We start from the raw sequence: 13548 nt of genomic DNA on the forward strand, positions 1-13548 counted from the left end.
GACTCAAGGAATGCGTCAGGGGCTGGTGGGAAGGCGCCGTGATATGGCGTCCGCGGCTCGTCGCACGGCGGGTGCCAGCCGGTCCACCTGCTCCGCTTCCGGTGCCAGCACGCCGAGTGCCGCGACGAACCGGCCCTCGGCGTCGAAGACCGGAGCGGCGACCGACGCTGTCCCCGCTGTGAGTTCGCCTTGTGAGTATCCGATCCGTGCGTCCCGCACCTTGACCAGCTCGGCTTCCAGTCTGCCGCAGCCGGCGATCGTCCGCGTGGTGTACCGGCGCAGCGATGCGGACTGCAGGACGGCGCGGACGCCTGGGTCGTCGGAGTAGGCCAGGATCACCTTTCCCACCCCGGTCGCGTGCAGGGGGAGTCCGCGAGCCACCTCCGCGACGTTGGCGACCGCCCGGGGACCAGTGACCTTGTCGACGCACACGGCCTGGTGGTGGCCTGCGACGGCAAGGTGAACGACGGTGTGGGTACGGCCTGCGAGTGACTGCATGACGGGGTGTGCCGCGTGGCGCAGGCCACGCTGTCGTGGTGCCGCGGAGCCGAGTTCCCACAGTGCGGTTCCGATCTGGAGGGTGCCGTCGTCGTTCCGCTCCAGGGCGCCTTCGGCTATCAGTTCGCGCGTCAGCCGGTGGGCGGTCGCCACCGGGATCCGTGACCGGCGTGCGAGGTCCGTGAGCGTCACCGGGGCGTTTCCGTGCCGACAGGCGTGCAGAATCGCGAAGACACGGCTTGTGCTGCTACGACCCGGCTCATTGGAGATGGGCATCGTTGCGCCGATGACGGCTCAGAGGACCGCTCGAAGGCGGAGGAGGCGCTGATCGGCCTTGGAGGTCACAGTCGCGACGGTGGCCCGAATACGCCTCTCAGGATCACCGGGGTGTCTCCAGCCGAGGGTGACCTCGGTGCGGGGCTCGGCGTACCGGGCGAACACGCCGGGTACTTCTCGTCCCACGAACTCGTGCCTGGAACGGCTCACCTCGCCCAACCCGGCCTCGACCGGGCAGCGGTGGTAACCGGAGATCGCGGTCCGGACACCCATCTTGCGCATCCCGAACTCGGCGTCGGCGTCGAGGATCGCGGCATGGACCTCGCCCGCGATCGTTCGGGGCTTTTGGATCTCACAGCAGATTTCGCCCGACATGTTCTGCCGCAGCGTAGTTTCAGTCATGTCCATCTCCTCGACGTTGAGGGAGAGTGAAATGCAGGCGGATGTCACAGCCTTCGGAGTTCTTCGAAGAAGTTCGTCAGCGGAGTCCGTCAGGAGCGGAGCCGGGGCGCTGCGGTGAACCTCAGAGCACGACGTCGAGTCGAGCCGGGCGGCGGACCATGACCAGGCCAGGAGCGGGCTCACGGCGATAGCCGGGAGCGAGCCGCAGTTCGGGGAAGCGCTCCAGCAACTGCTCCAGGACGACGCGGGACTGCAACCGGGCCAGTGGAGCGCCGAGGCAGGTGTGGATGCCGTAGCCGAAGGCCATGGGAGTGGCCTGCCCCGCCGGGCGGTCGAGTGAGTAGTCCGCGGCGTCGGCGCCCCAGGCCCGGTCGTCCCAGTTGGCCGACTGGAGGCTGGCGGCCAGGCGGTCGCCGGGTTTGACGGGGCAGCCGGAGATCTCCCGCTCCTGCGTCGCGGTGCGCAACACGTACTGCAGGGGCGCGTCGTGGCGCAGTGACTCCTCGATCGCCGTGGGGATGAGGGACCGGTCGGCGAGCAGCCGTTCCCAGTGGCTGCGGTCTGCCAGTAGCTCGTGGAGGAGGTTGGTGATCAGACTGGCAGTGGTGTCCGTGGCGGCCACGATCAGCTGGAAGGCGTGAATGACGGCTTCGGCCGGCGTGAGCGGCGGCTGGCCGTCAGCGGGGTGCGCGAGACCGTCCAGGACGCCATCTCCGGTGGCCGGGGCGGCAGCCTGGGCGGCAAACTGCTCTCCGAGGTAGCGGCAGAGTGCCACGAACTCCGGCATGTCGATCGGCACTATGGGGACGACGTCGTCGATTGCGTCGGCCCACTGGTGCAGGCGGTCCCAGTCCTCCTCCGGCAGACCGAGGAAGGCATACACCACCCGGGTCGGTACCTGACGGGCCAGGTCGTGGTAGATCTCGGCCCTCTGGCCCGGCTGCCACGCGTCGAGGACATCGGTGACGATGTCGCGGACGCGTGGTTCCTGCTTGCGGATCACGGCGGGAGCGAACCAGCGCCTGAGACGAGCGCGCAGTGCCGTGTGGTCGGGCGGGTCCAGCATAGTGATCGGTGCCGCCGGCAGGTCGGCTGTCTTGGCACCGCCTTCCAGGGCGAAGTTGTCGACGGACGAGTACACCTCATGGGTGGTGAGGACGTCCCGTACGTCGTCGTGGAGGGTGAGGAAGTGCACTCCGGGGCGCGGCTGGGACACCGGGCAGCGGTCGCGGGCCTCGGCGAGCCGGGCCGCTGGATCGGCGTTGTGGGCGGGGTCGAGCGGATCGTAGGGGGCGAGGTGCCGGAGAGTCATGGTCACGTCCTCATATACGGGGTGTCGTACGGGCGGGGGCTGGGATCGGTGCTCCGGCTCCGAGGCGCTTGAGTTTGATGACGGGGAGGCGGTGATTGACGGCTACGGCGGTTGCCGTACCCCCGTCATGGCGCCATCTCAGCAGCGCACTACGGTCGTCCACCGAGCCGGCAAGGACTTCGGGGGTTCCGGTGAGGGGGAGTTCGCCGCTGATCTTGATATCGAGTCCGGACTGCTCGGTCCAGAAATAGAGGTCGGGCCGGTAGGGCCGCACCGACTCCCCGTGCAGCAGGCTCGCCGCGGCCGCCCTTCCCTGCTCGACGGCGTTGGTCCAGTGGGGAGTTCGGCGTCCCTGGCGTGATACGACGTCTCCGGCGGCGACGATTCCGGGGGCGACGCGGCAGCACGCGTCGGCGACGAGGCCGCCGCCCGCGTCGAGGGTCAGGCCGGAGTCCTCCAACCAGTCGGTGTTGGGCACATCACCGGCCGCGCAGACGATCACGTCGGCCGTCAGGACCGACTCCCCGCAGCGCACGCGGTGTTCGTCGAGCACTTCGACGCCGTCCGGCGCGACCCGGACCCGTACGCCATGGTCACGGGCGGCCGCGACGGCGAGATCGGCCAGCCACGGCCCGAGCAGTCTGAGCAGCGGCGGGAGGAGGTCGACGACAGTGACCTCCAGGCCGAGTGCGCGGCAGGTGCCGGCGATCTCCATGCCCAGGAAGCCGCCTCCCAGCACGATCGCACTGCGGGCTGCGGCCAGCCTGGCGGCGAGTGCCGAGGAGTCGTCCAGGGTGCGCACCACCAGGTCACCGTCGCCGGTGAGGCGGCGTGCCCGGGCGCCGGTGGCGATCACCAACCCGTCGTACGGTATGCCCGTGCCGTCGGCCGTCGTCACCAGACGGCGGTGCGTGTCGAGCCGCACGGCCCGCGATCCGGTGCGGAACTCGATGTCCTCGCTCGGGAGCGGCAGCAAGGCCGACTCCACGGTCTCCCGGCCTGCCAGCACGCCCTTCGAGAGGGGAACGCGCGAGTAGGGCGGATGAGGTTCCTCGGAAAGGACGGTCACTTGGCCGTTGTAGCCCTCTGTCCGCAGACTCTGCGCCGCCGTGACGGCGGCGATGGACCCACCGACCACGACGATCCGTCTCACGGCCGGACCTGCAACGCCGCGACGGGACACACCCGAACGGCGGCCGCGACGACACTCTCGTGCTCCGCGGCCACCTCATCCTGGGTCAGGTGCAGCTCGCCCTCGTCGTCGAGCCGGAACACCTCGGGCGCGGTCTGCTCGCACAGCCCATGGCCCTCGCAGCGGTCGAAGTCGACCACGATGCGGGTCATCTCCATGTCCTTTCACGCGTACGGTCACAGGGAGCGGAGCCGCGCCGTCGGGCTGGTTCCAGGCTTGCCGACCTCCGCCGGCTTCTTCCGGCCAACGGCGGCCGAGGTGACTCCCGGGCCCTCCGCGCAGGTGTCGGTCGAAGAACTTCTCGATCAGGCGAGGATGGGGCGACATGTCTTTGGGAACCGCGGTCGGCGCCATGGACCAGATGGTGCGTCTACGTGCTCGCGGTGACCAGCGAGTCGAACATCCTGCGGCGCTGCGCGCTATGTCGTGACTCGGGGAGGCCTTCATGACATTGCCCTTTCGCCGGGCGGCATCGTGGATTCTCGGCCGGCGGGCACTGGCGTGCCGCTGACGAGGTCCGGCTGGGTGTCTGCGCCTCGTGCACCTGCGTGGTGTGGTGTGCCCGACGACGCTCTGTCCGCAGGGGTGACAGCCGGACATGCGGGTCTGTCGAGCGGGCGTACCGGTCGCCCCACCTCTGCTTGACCGGCAACGTAGCACCGAGATGGCGCTTTGATTAATACCTTCGACAAAAGTTTGTCAGAGAGGTGTGCTGCGGGTCGGAGGGTTGGGAGATCGCATCCGGTGCGGCACCGAACGGAGTCGAATCCGAAGGGCCGGGGCCTGGACCGGAGCGGAACCTGTCGCCGCGTACCCAACTTCGTCCACGATCAGGACCTCCGAAAGGCCAGGGTCGGCACGTGCGGGCCGATCCTGACGTCGTGATCGGCACGGTCGGACGAGGCGAACCGGTCGAGGCGAACCGGTCGAGGTTCATGACCTTGTCCCAGGCCGCGACGAAGTCCTTCACGAACTTCTCCTTCACAAACTTCTCCTTCGCGTCGTCGCTCGCGTAGACCTCCGCGAGCGCGCGCAGTTCGGAGTGGGAGCCGAAAACGAGATGGGCACGTTCCGGACCACTTGACGGCACCCGAGGCGTCAATGCCCTCGAAGGGTGCCGGTGTTCAACTCCTGCTGGACGTTCTCCAGGGCGGGACCGGTCGCGAGCTGCTCGGGGCCGTTGACCTCCCAGCCGCGCCGCGGCTCCAGCCGGATGCGCGCGCCGTCGGCGCCGCCGCGGTACGTCGAGGGGGCCGCGATGCCCGCGGCGCCGACCATCGACAGCAATCGTAGCGGTCCTGACAAAAGTTTGTCAGAACTGTTCAGTGAGGCGAGTCGCGGTGCTACGTTGTTCGCGAAGCGGAAGCGGAAGCGGGGCGGTTGGTGCCCCCTCGTCCCGCGGTGCCGGGTCCTCGGGTACGTAAGCCTCTGAGCGAGCGTCAGATTGCGGAACCTCGCCGTGAGCAGGGGCACGACTACGTCTTGGTCGGTGCGGTAGCGGATGGGTTCGTGCTGCTACGCGGCTTCCGGCCGGTTCTGGCCCTGATCCTGTCGCCCGATGGAGGTCGGCCGAGCGACGCACCGATGTCCCGGCCGGCTCCGGCAGCCGACGACAACGCCTCCGTCATCGTCGGCTGCCGGGAGACATGCGGTCCTACCGCTCTTGAGCGAACGAAACCGGTCGTGAGTCCGGTAACACGCAGGGAAGGGAACGATATGAGGGAACCGTTGAGCTATGAGATCGCGCGCCGGGCTGCGGAGGCGGTCCTCGCGGCGGCACGCGCCGAGGGTGAGCGGGTTTGCGTCGCTGTCACCAACCGGAGCGGTATCACGAAGGTCATACTCGCTGACGACGGCGCTGGACCGATCGCGGTCGAGACGTCTCGCCTCAAGGCCTACACGGCCGCGGTGATGGGCGTATCGACCGCCGAGTTCGCCAAGTTCGCCGCGGAGCCGATACTGCAGGCGTGTCCGCCTCATCTGGTGGACAGCCAACTGCACCCGGTGCCGGGGGGATACCCGATCGTCACGGACGACGGCGAAGTCATCGGCGGCATCGGGGTGGGCGGGGCCCATGGAGAGGTCGACGCCCGCGTCGTCGGTGAGGGGCTGAAGAGCGTCGCCGACCTGCTGACCTGAGGGACGACCGCAGCCGGAGAAAAGGGTGATCGGGGGCGTCCTCGTGGGCAGGGTACGCCACCCGGTATGCCCAGGACGTGTCGGCAGAAGGGATGAATCACATTGACCGACAAGGTGCACCGTCGGCTGCTGCGCCCAGCCGAGCTTCGTGAGTTGTTGCGCCCCGCTCCGGTCCAACTCGGCGGCCTGGAGAGACGGTTGGCGCGAGCGGCTTCCATCGCCGACCTCCGCGCGCTCGCGCGACGACGGGCGCCCAGGGCGGTCTTCGATTTCGCCGACGGCGGGGCCGGCGTGGGTGAACTCGCGCTGCGTCGAGCTCGTGAGACGTTCCGGCGCATCGAGTTCCATCCTTCGGCACTGCGGGACGTCTCCCATGTGAGCGCGGAGACGATGATCCTCGGCAAGCTCTCCGCCCAGCCGTTCGCGTTCGCGCCCACCGGGCTGACGCGCATGATGCACACCGGAGGGGAACGAGCGGTCGTCGCCGTCGCGGAGCAGGCCGGCATTCCGTACGCCCTCTCCATGATGGGCAGTACCACGGTCGAGGAAACAGCGAGGGCGGGCCCTCAGGCGCGCAAGTGGTTCCAGCTGTTCCTGTGGCGGGATCGGGGCAGGGTCAAGGATCTGGTCGACCGTGCGGCAGCGGCCGGGTACGACACGTTGATACTCACCGTGGACACCCCGGTCGCCGGGACTCGGCTGCGCGATGTCCGCAACGGGCTCACCGTGCCGCAGCAGCTCACGTTGCGCACCTTCGTCAATGGAGCCCTTCACCCGCGCTACTGGTTCGATCTGCTGACCACCGAGCCACTCACGTTCGCCAACGTGGCTGCTTCCGAGGGCACGGTCGCCGACCAGATCGACCGCGTCTTCGATCCCGCGATCACGATCGCCGACCTCGAATGGCTCCGCGGCCACTGGCAGGGCAGTCTCGTGGTCAAGGGTATTCAGTCGGTGTCCGATGCCCAGCGGGTGGTGGACGCCGGAGCGGACGGCGTCGTGCTCTCCAGCCACGGCGGGCGGCAGCTGGACCGCGCCCCCGTACCGGTCGAGTTGGTCCCGGCGGTGCGCGAACGGTTGGACGGGCGGGCCGAGATCCTGGTCGACACGGGTATGACGACCGGTGCTGACATCGTGGCCGCCCTTGCGCTGGGCGCCGACGCCGCGCTGGTGGGGCGTGCCTTTCTCTACGGCCTGATGGCCGGCGGTCGGCGCGGGGTCGCTCGGGCCGTGGAGATCCTGGGCCGTGAGGTCGTCCAGACCATGGCACTGCTCGGGGTCAACAACGTCACCGAGCTGCGCCCCGAGCACGTCTCGATCCGCTTTCCCTGACCACTGGTGCGAGCACGCCGGGCGCGTAGGGCGAGACGTTCGAGCCGGACCCTGGGCCTCTCGCACAGTGCCGACCACGCAGGGGCTGTGTCTGCCTGCTCCCGGTTCGGTCGAACCCGGCTGCCTCCGCCGGTCACCGCGACCGCCTCGTTCGTACACCCGGTTGGCCCGGAGCGTCACCCGCCGGGCCCTGGCGGTCTCGTCACCGCGTGGCCCTCGGCAGAGGCCGGGTCGTCTGCGCCGTGGCAGGGCGACTGCCTTCGGGCCTGAGGGTGACCCACTTGCTGACAACTGTCCATGAAGCTCGGTAGAGAGTAGTGAGAGTATGGCCGACGAGATCAGTATCCCCAGCGCTGCCGGCGTCCCGTTCGCCGGTGAGAACGTCACTGTGGCCGGGCTGAACGCGTATCAGTCCCGCCCACTGGGAGACTCCACAGGCGGCATGTTGCTGTTGCCCAGTGTCAGCGGGATCTCTCCGCAGTTGCGCGAGTTCGCCGACGGCCTGGCCGCCGCCGGAGTCACCGCGCTGTCCTGGGACCTCTGGCGCGGTCGGCCCGGCAGCGATGACCTGTCCCAGCTGGAGACCCAGTTGCAGTGGGTGTCGGAGCTGAACGACGAGTCCAGTCTGACCGAAATGGGCCAGCTGCTCGACCACATGTTTGACGAGCTCGGTTGCCGACAGGTCGGTGTGATGGGCTGGTGCGTGGGCGGTCGGTTCGCGTTGCTGCTCGGTGGACGGGACAGCCGGTTGGCGAACGTGGTCGCCTATCACCCCACCGTGCCGGACACCCCGGCACCGAACCACACCCTGGATGCCACGGAGTTCACCGCCCGGATCGCCGCACCTGCCATGATCCTCTATCCAGGGGCCGACGAGGTGGTGTCGGTGGAGAGCTTCCGCCGGCTGCAGGCCGCTCTGGACTCGCGGACCACCGGGCCGAGCATCACGCATGTCTACCCCGGAGCCGGCCACGGCTTCACGGGCCGGGCACAGCAAGGCGATCCGATCAACAAGGCGGCCACCGACCTCTCCTGGCCCCAGGTCATCGCGTTCATCCGGGCCACCACCCTTGTCTGAACGGACTCGTTCCCGCGCTTCGTCGGTGTCTTCGGCAGTGACCACCCGGTCGTGAGGACGGTCGGAATGCTGGGTGTTCGGCGATCGCGAACGCGGAACCGACGCAGCCGGTGGCGGGCCGCCCCCTGGGCCATGCGCCTTCGAGCGGGACATCCACGATCGCTCCGACGACCGAGCCCCCTTCCGCGGATCCGCGGAAGGGGGCTCGGTCCTGCGGTCAAGGCTCCGTAGGACTCGTGGCCGCACGGCGCGCGGGCGGCCACGATGTCGTCCGCTACATGGATGCTCCCGACGTCGTCACGGTCACCGGGAGGCTCTCCAGTCCCCGGATGACGTTGTTGAGGTGCCGCCGTGGCGGGCCGGCCGGCTGGATCACCTCCACGCGATCCAGCAGTGCCGACAGGATCGCGTTGCCCTCCACCCGTGCCAGTCCCTGGCCGGCACAGGCGTGCACGCCGGAGCCGAACCCGACGTGGTCCATCGGCGCTCTGCCGATGTCGAACCTGTCCGGCTCCGGCCACTTGCGCGGATCCCGGTTGGCCGAACCGAACAACATCGCCACCTGAGCCCGCGGCGGGATCGTGACACCGTCGATCTCGACCGCCCGCGTCGTGCGGCGGAAGAACGTCTGCACCGGTGACTCGAAACGCACGACCTCCTCGAAGGCGGAACGCAGCAACGTCCGGTCGGCGCGCAGGGCCGTCCAGGCGGTCGGATGCTCGGCGAACAACCACAGGGCATTGCTGATCGCGTTGATCGTCGTGTCCATGCTCGCCACCAGGTACGCGCGCAACAACCGTCCCACCTGGTGCTCCCCGATAGCGCCCCGGTCGGCCGCCTGATACAGCGCCTCGCCCCAGCCACCTGGCGCAAGGCGGTCGCGGTTCATCATCGAGATGAGCTTGTCGAGCAGCCGTTCGGAGACCTGCACCGACGCTCTCGTCCGCTCGTTGAGGGGGCCGAAGGTGTTGAAGAACGCGTCGGCGAACACGAGCACCTCGTCGCGCGCGCGGAGGGGCATCCCGACGAGATCCGCCACCACCGTCAGCGGGAACACGCGCGCCAGATCACCCACGACGTCGAATGCACCGCGGGCCACCACGGACTCGACCAGTTCGCTCGCGCGCCGGCCGATGTCGTCCTTCAGGCTCGCCAACGCACGCGGGGACAGGCTCTCCGACAGCACCGAACGCAGCACGTCGTGTTCCGGCGGGTCGGTCGCCAGCACGCCACCCCGGCGGCTTTCGTTCAGCGACGGCTCATAGCCCACGCTGTCCACGGAGGAGAACCGCTCGTGGTCGCGCAGCGCCGCCCGTACGTCTTCGTACCGGGGCAGGGCCCAGCAGTCGTAGCGCTCCAGGTACACGGCGGCGCCCGTCTCCCGCAACGCCGCGTAGGCAGGGTAGGGATCGGTCAGGACATCGTCGGCGAAGATGTCCACGTCGGACACCGGAGTAGCGGCCGTTGTCATAGTTGACTCCCATCAGTCATCGCGGTGAATCGCACCCGCTCGTGTGCGAAGCTTCAATTCGGGCCGCCCGCCTGCAGAGGTGCCCCCGGTCCGCGCCGCGGCGTGTTCGCAGGTGACGCCGGGTGGCGTTCGACCAGGAGGGGTCCGTCGGGGGTGACGTCGAGGAGACCGAGGTCGGTGATGATGCGGTGGACGCAGCATTCGCCGGTGGGGGGAAGGCCGCACTGCGAAGCCGCCGACGGCGAGTGGCGTCCCGTCCGGGATGTCGGCGATCGCCTCCGCGGCGCTGGTGCCGACTTTGTCCACGAGGAGTCCTACTGAAAGCTTCGTTGCCGCCATGAGCGCCGGCAGCGCGATCGACCGGCCGTGGTCCGCCGACGTGGCAGGCCTGCGCGGTGCTGCTTCCGGCGAGCGGGAATTGGACGCGGCCCTCTCAGGCACCGATCATGTTGAAGCCGCCGTCGGCGTTTAGGTACACGCCGGTCATGTGGGATGCGTCGTCGGTGGCGAGGAAGAGGGCGGTGCCCGCGAGTTGGGCCGGGCCGGGGATGCGGCCCATCGGGGTTTTGGCGATCATGTCGTCGCGGCGGCCCGACTTCCAGTCCGCCCGGCCGAGCAGCGTCTCGGTCTCGATGAAGCCGGGTGCGAAGGTGTTGACCCGCACGAAGGGCGCGAATGCCTGGGCGTAGGACTTGGTGATGCCGAGGATGCCGTACTTCGCGGCGGCGTACTGCGGCGCCCGCGCGCTGCCGCGCACGATCACGGTGGAGCCGATGTTGACGATCGCGCCGTGGCCCTGGTCCAGCATCCGGGAGCCGAACTCGTGCGTGCAGAGCATGGTTCCCTTGATGTCCACGGCGAGTACGTGATCGACGGACTCCTCGGTGAGGTCCCGCCAGGACATCTGGTCGCCCGCCACGTCACCGACGTTGTTGACCAGCACGTCGAGGCCGCCGAACCGGATGAAGACCTCATCGGCCATACGGATGACGTCGGTGTGGACGGCGATGTCGGCCTGCACGGTGAACGCCTCGCCACCCACGTCCTTGATGCGGGCGAGGGTCTTCTCGGCTCCGGCGGCGGAGCTGCGGTAGTGGACGGCGACGCGGGCGCCCTCCTGGGCGGCGCGGACGGCGATCTCTGCGCCGTAGCCGGTGCCCGCGCCGGTGACCAGGACCGTTCGGCCTTCGAAACGGCGGGGGATGGGCATGGGGGGCGGAGTGTGGTCGGACATGCGGGTCCTTGTCTGCGATGGTCGGAGGGGTTCTGGGGGCGGGGTGACAGAGACAACGCAGCGGGCTGCCGTGGCTCTCAGCTCCCTGCCGGCTGCTGGGCGCCGGCGGTGAAATGCTGGCGGATCTCGCCGATGCCCTCGATGCGGCTGACGAGTTCGTCGCCGTCGGTGAGGTAGCGCGGCGGGTTCATGCGGTTGCCGACGCCCGCCGGGGTGCCGGTGAAGACCAGGTCACCGGGGAAGAGGGGGAGCACGGCCGAGAGCCGGGCGATGAGCTCCGGCACCGGGAAGATCATGGACTTGGTGCGGTCCTGCTGGACGACCTCGCCGTTCAGCAGCCCGGTGATCTCCAGATCGTCGGGGTCGTCGAGTTCGTCGGGGGTGACGAGGACAGGGCCGATGGGGCCGAAGCCGGGGAAGGACTTGCCCAGACTGAACTGGGCCGGCTTTCCCTGGAGTTGGGTGACACGTTCGGAGAGGTCCTGGCCCACGGCCAGGGCGGCCACCGCCTTCCAGGCGTGGTCCTCGCTCACCCGGTACGTTTCGGCGCCGATCACCGCGACGAGTTCGACCTCCCAGTCGACCTTGCCCGGGGGGAGGGCGACGTTGGTGTGCGGGCCGGTGACGCAGGCCGGGAACTTGGTGAAGACGAGCGGTTCCTCGGGTGGACTGAAGCCGGCTTCCGCGGCGTGCGGCGGGTAGTTGAGGGCGACGGCGAACACCTGCCGGGGCCGGGGCACCGGCGCCTGCAGAGCGGCCGGGTCCACATCGATGTCGTAGGCGTGGTCGGGCAGGCTCGGTGCCCACGCGCGCAGGTCGTCCCACCTCTGCAGCAGGACCATCGGGTCGGGGTGCAGCCGACCCCTCGACGCCCAGCGAACGTCCGCGGCCCGGTCGCCGCGGACCAGGACGGCCCGACCGTCCAGGACGCCGACCCTCACCAGTCCACCTTCTTCGGTACGGGGGTGCCGTGCCCCTCCTGCCAGCTGACGATCGGGGAGCGCAGGACACCCAGGCGTTCGACCTCCGCCTCGACGACGTCGCCCGGCTTGAGGTACATGTCCGGGTCGCCGCTGAAGCCGGCCACGCCCTGGACGGTGCCGGTCGTGATCAGGTCGCCGGCGCTGTAGCCCTGCGGGGAGTGGTAGGCGACCAGGTGTGGGATGGAGACCGACATGCGGTTGGTGTTGGACTTCTGCCGGACCACGCCGTTGACGCGCAGCTCCATGTCGAGGTTCTGCGCGTCGGGGATCTCGTCGGCGGTGACGATGTAGGGGCCGACGGGGCAGAAGGTGTCGATGGCCTTGCAGAAGGAGAAGACGCCGGACTCCATCTCGCGGCGCTGTATGTCGCGGGCGGTGATGTCGTTGAAGACGACGTATCCGGCGATGTGGTCCGGCGCGTCGTCGACGCCGAAGAACTTGCCCGGCTTGCCGATGACCACGGCGATCTCCAGCTCGTAGTCCAACTCGCCGGTCAGGTGCTCCGGGTAGATGACCGGCTCCTCCGGGCCGACGATCGCGTCGACGTTCTGGAAGAAGACGATGCCCTTGTGCATGGGATGGGACCAGTCGACGTTCTTCGACTCGTCCTCGTGCTCACGGAAGTTGCCGGACGTGTGGAAGAACTTCTTCGGCACGATCGGCGCGCGCAGCGTCACGTCGTCCAGCCGCAACCGCTCACCCGTCTCCAGGACCTTGCCGTCGCGCTCGAAATACCCCCGGGTGCTGTGGACTTCGAGTGGCAGCACGAGCCGTTCCTCGAGTTCCAGCCTCCCGACCCGCCCGTTGTCGAAGGTGATCAGCTTCACGGATTCCTGCTTTCTTTCGAAGGGTGAAAGCTACGTTCACTGTGTGAATTTCAATTGAGTATTGAAGGGTCGCTGTGGGCTGTCAAGCCGTTGCCCAGGGACGGGGAGCGGGGGCATCGGAACCGGATGTGCTTCCCTCGCCCAGAAACACCCGCAGTTGGAGAGCGAGCATCGAGTAGTAGCCGACCAGCGTCGTCAGTTCGAACACGCCTCGCTCCCCGGTCGCTGTCACGGCGTCGGCGTACTCGTCGTCGTTCAATGTGCCGTGGCGCAGCAGTGCTGTCGTCGTCCGCAGGGCAGTGCGCTCGGCCGAATCGGCGAGTTCCGGCATCCGGCCGACGCGCAGTGCGGCCATCTCCGATTCGGCCAGACCGGCGCCGGTGCGGCCGACTGCTTCGTGAGCTTCCCGCTCGAAGGCGCTGTCCCAGTGGGCGGCCACGGCGAGGATCGCCATCTCCCGCACGCGGTCGCTCAGGGCGGAGCCGTAGCGCACAGCCGCGCCGAGGGCCTGGGTCGCGAGACCGATCGGGGGGCTCAGCAGCATGGCGTTGAAGGGGCCGCGCAACCGCCCCTCCGGGTCGGTCAGCGCGAACGCCTGCGGTCCCGTGGCGCGGACGCCGCCGGTGATGGCCCGGTAGACCTCGGCCTGCTCCTCGTCCAGCTCACCGGGAAGCAGCCCGGCCAGTCGTACTCCCATTTCCGTCCTCCCTGCCGCCCGCACGGCGGGCGATCCCGATGCCGACTTCCATAGAATGAAAGTGCGGTGTTCCGTCACAGCGTCCACCGCGTCCGGCAGACAGAAAG

General features: G+C 68.9%; 14 protein-coding genes and 1 pseudogene. 3 read left to right on the plus strand and 12 right to left on the minus strand.

The features are described from left to right. Positions 1-15 precede the first annotated feature (15 nt). From STRBO_RS0122930 to STRBO_RS0122960, 7 genes and pseudogenes are all read right to left on the minus strand, one after another. Complete coding sequence (locus STRBO_RS0122930) at positions 16-774, minus strand: IclR family transcriptional regulator (RefSeq protein ID WP_237547631.1); 759 nt, start codon at positions 772-774, stop codon at positions 16-18. A gap of 18 nt (positions 775-792) precedes the next feature. Continuing rightward, complete coding sequence (locus STRBO_RS0122935) at positions 793-1176, minus strand: hypothetical protein (RefSeq protein ID WP_237547632.1); 384 nt, start codon at positions 1174-1176, stop codon at positions 793-795. A 121-nt stretch (positions 1177-1297) separates the two neighbouring features. Beyond that, on the minus strand, positions 1298-2488 hold the full coding sequence (locus STRBO_RS0122940) for a cytochrome P450 (RefSeq protein ID WP_020114826.1): 1191 nt from the start codon (positions 2486-2488) through the stop codon (positions 1298-1300). Between the two features lie 10 nt (positions 2489-2498). Beyond that, positions 2499-3641 (minus strand): NAD(P)/FAD-dependent oxidoreductase, encoded by a 1143-nt coding sequence (locus tag STRBO_RS0122945; protein ID WP_005476097.1) that lies wholly within the window; start codon positions 3639-3641, stop codon positions 2499-2501. After that, positions 3638-3832 (minus strand): ferredoxin, encoded by a 195-nt coding sequence (locus tag STRBO_RS0122950; RefSeq protein ID WP_028796807.1) that lies wholly within the window; start codon positions 3830-3832, stop codon positions 3638-3640. Before STRBO_RS0122950 ends, STRBO_RS0122945 begins: the two co-directional genes overlap by 4 nt. A gap of 767 nt (positions 3833-4599) precedes the next feature. Continuing rightward, positions 4600-4792, minus strand: a pseudogene (locus tag STRBO_RS45480) (hypothetical protein); the annotation flags it as partial. After that, the gene (locus STRBO_RS0122960) at positions 4779-4958 is read right to left on the minus strand and encodes a hypothetical protein (protein WP_005476100.1); all 180 of its coding nucleotides are present in this window, start codon (positions 4956-4958) and stop codon (positions 4779-4781) included. The pseudogene STRBO_RS45480 and the gene STRBO_RS0122960, both read right to left, overlap by 14 nt. A gap of 405 nt (positions 4959-5363) precedes the next feature. Between STRBO_RS0122960 and STRBO_RS0122965 the strand changes: the two genes are divergently transcribed. The 3 genes from STRBO_RS0122965 to STRBO_RS0122975 all read left to right on the plus strand — a co-directional run bounded on the left by STRBO_RS0122965 (position 5364) and on the right by STRBO_RS0122975 (position 8229). After that, a complete protein-coding gene (locus tag STRBO_RS0122965) occupies positions 5364-5819 on the plus strand; it encodes a GlcG/HbpS family heme-binding protein (RefSeq protein ID WP_245170604.1) in 456 nt (151 codons plus the stop codon). Between the two features lie 102 nt (positions 5820-5921). After that, positions 5922-7151: an alpha-hydroxy acid oxidase gene (locus STRBO_RS0122970; RefSeq protein WP_005476103.1), complete on the plus strand. Its 1230-nt coding sequence runs from the start codon at positions 5922-5924 to the stop codon at positions 7149-7151. 325 nt (positions 7152-7476) lie between these two features. After that, positions 7477-8229 carry a dienelactone hydrolase family protein gene (locus STRBO_RS0122975; RefSeq protein WP_005476105.1) on the plus strand — a complete coding sequence of 251 codons (753 nt, stop codon included), beginning with the start codon at positions 7477-7479 and terminating at the stop codon, positions 8227-8229. Positions 8230-8503: 274 nt separating this feature from the next. Here the strand turns inward: STRBO_RS0122975 and STRBO_RS0122980 are convergent, their stop codons facing one another. From STRBO_RS0122980 to STRBO_RS0123005, 5 genes are all read right to left on the minus strand, one after another. Beyond that, a complete protein-coding gene (locus tag STRBO_RS0122980; RefSeq protein ID WP_245170605.1) occupies positions 8504-9670 on the minus strand; it encodes a cytochrome P450 in 1167 nt (388 codons plus the stop codon). A gap of 463 nt (positions 9671-10133) precedes the next feature. Then, positions 10134-10910 carry an SDR family NAD(P)-dependent oxidoreductase gene (locus STRBO_RS0122990; protein WP_005476108.1) on the minus strand — a complete coding sequence of 259 codons (777 nt, stop codon included), beginning with the start codon at positions 10908-10910 and terminating at the stop codon, positions 10134-10136. Between the two features lie 101 nt (positions 10911-11011). After that, entirely contained in the window at positions 11012-11875 is an 864-nt protein-coding gene (locus STRBO_RS0122995; RefSeq protein WP_005476109.1) for a fumarylacetoacetate hydrolase family protein, read from the minus strand. After that, positions 11872-12744, minus strand: coding sequence for a fumarylacetoacetate hydrolase family protein (locus STRBO_RS0123000; protein ID WP_005476110.1), 873 nt, complete (start codon positions 12742-12744; stop codon positions 11872-11874). Before STRBO_RS0123000 ends, STRBO_RS0122995 begins: the two co-directional genes overlap by 4 nt. Before the next feature lie 82 nt (positions 12745-12826). Then, a complete protein-coding gene (locus STRBO_RS0123005) occupies positions 12827-13441 on the minus strand; it encodes a carboxymuconolactone decarboxylase family protein (protein ID WP_005476112.1) in 615 nt (204 codons plus the stop codon). Positions 13442-13548 lie beyond the last annotated feature (107 nt).

Source organism: Streptomyces bottropensis ATCC 25435 (assembly GCF_000383595.1).
GTDB lineage: Bacteria > Actinomycetota > Actinomycetes > Streptomycetales > Streptomycetaceae > Streptomyces > Streptomyces bottropensis.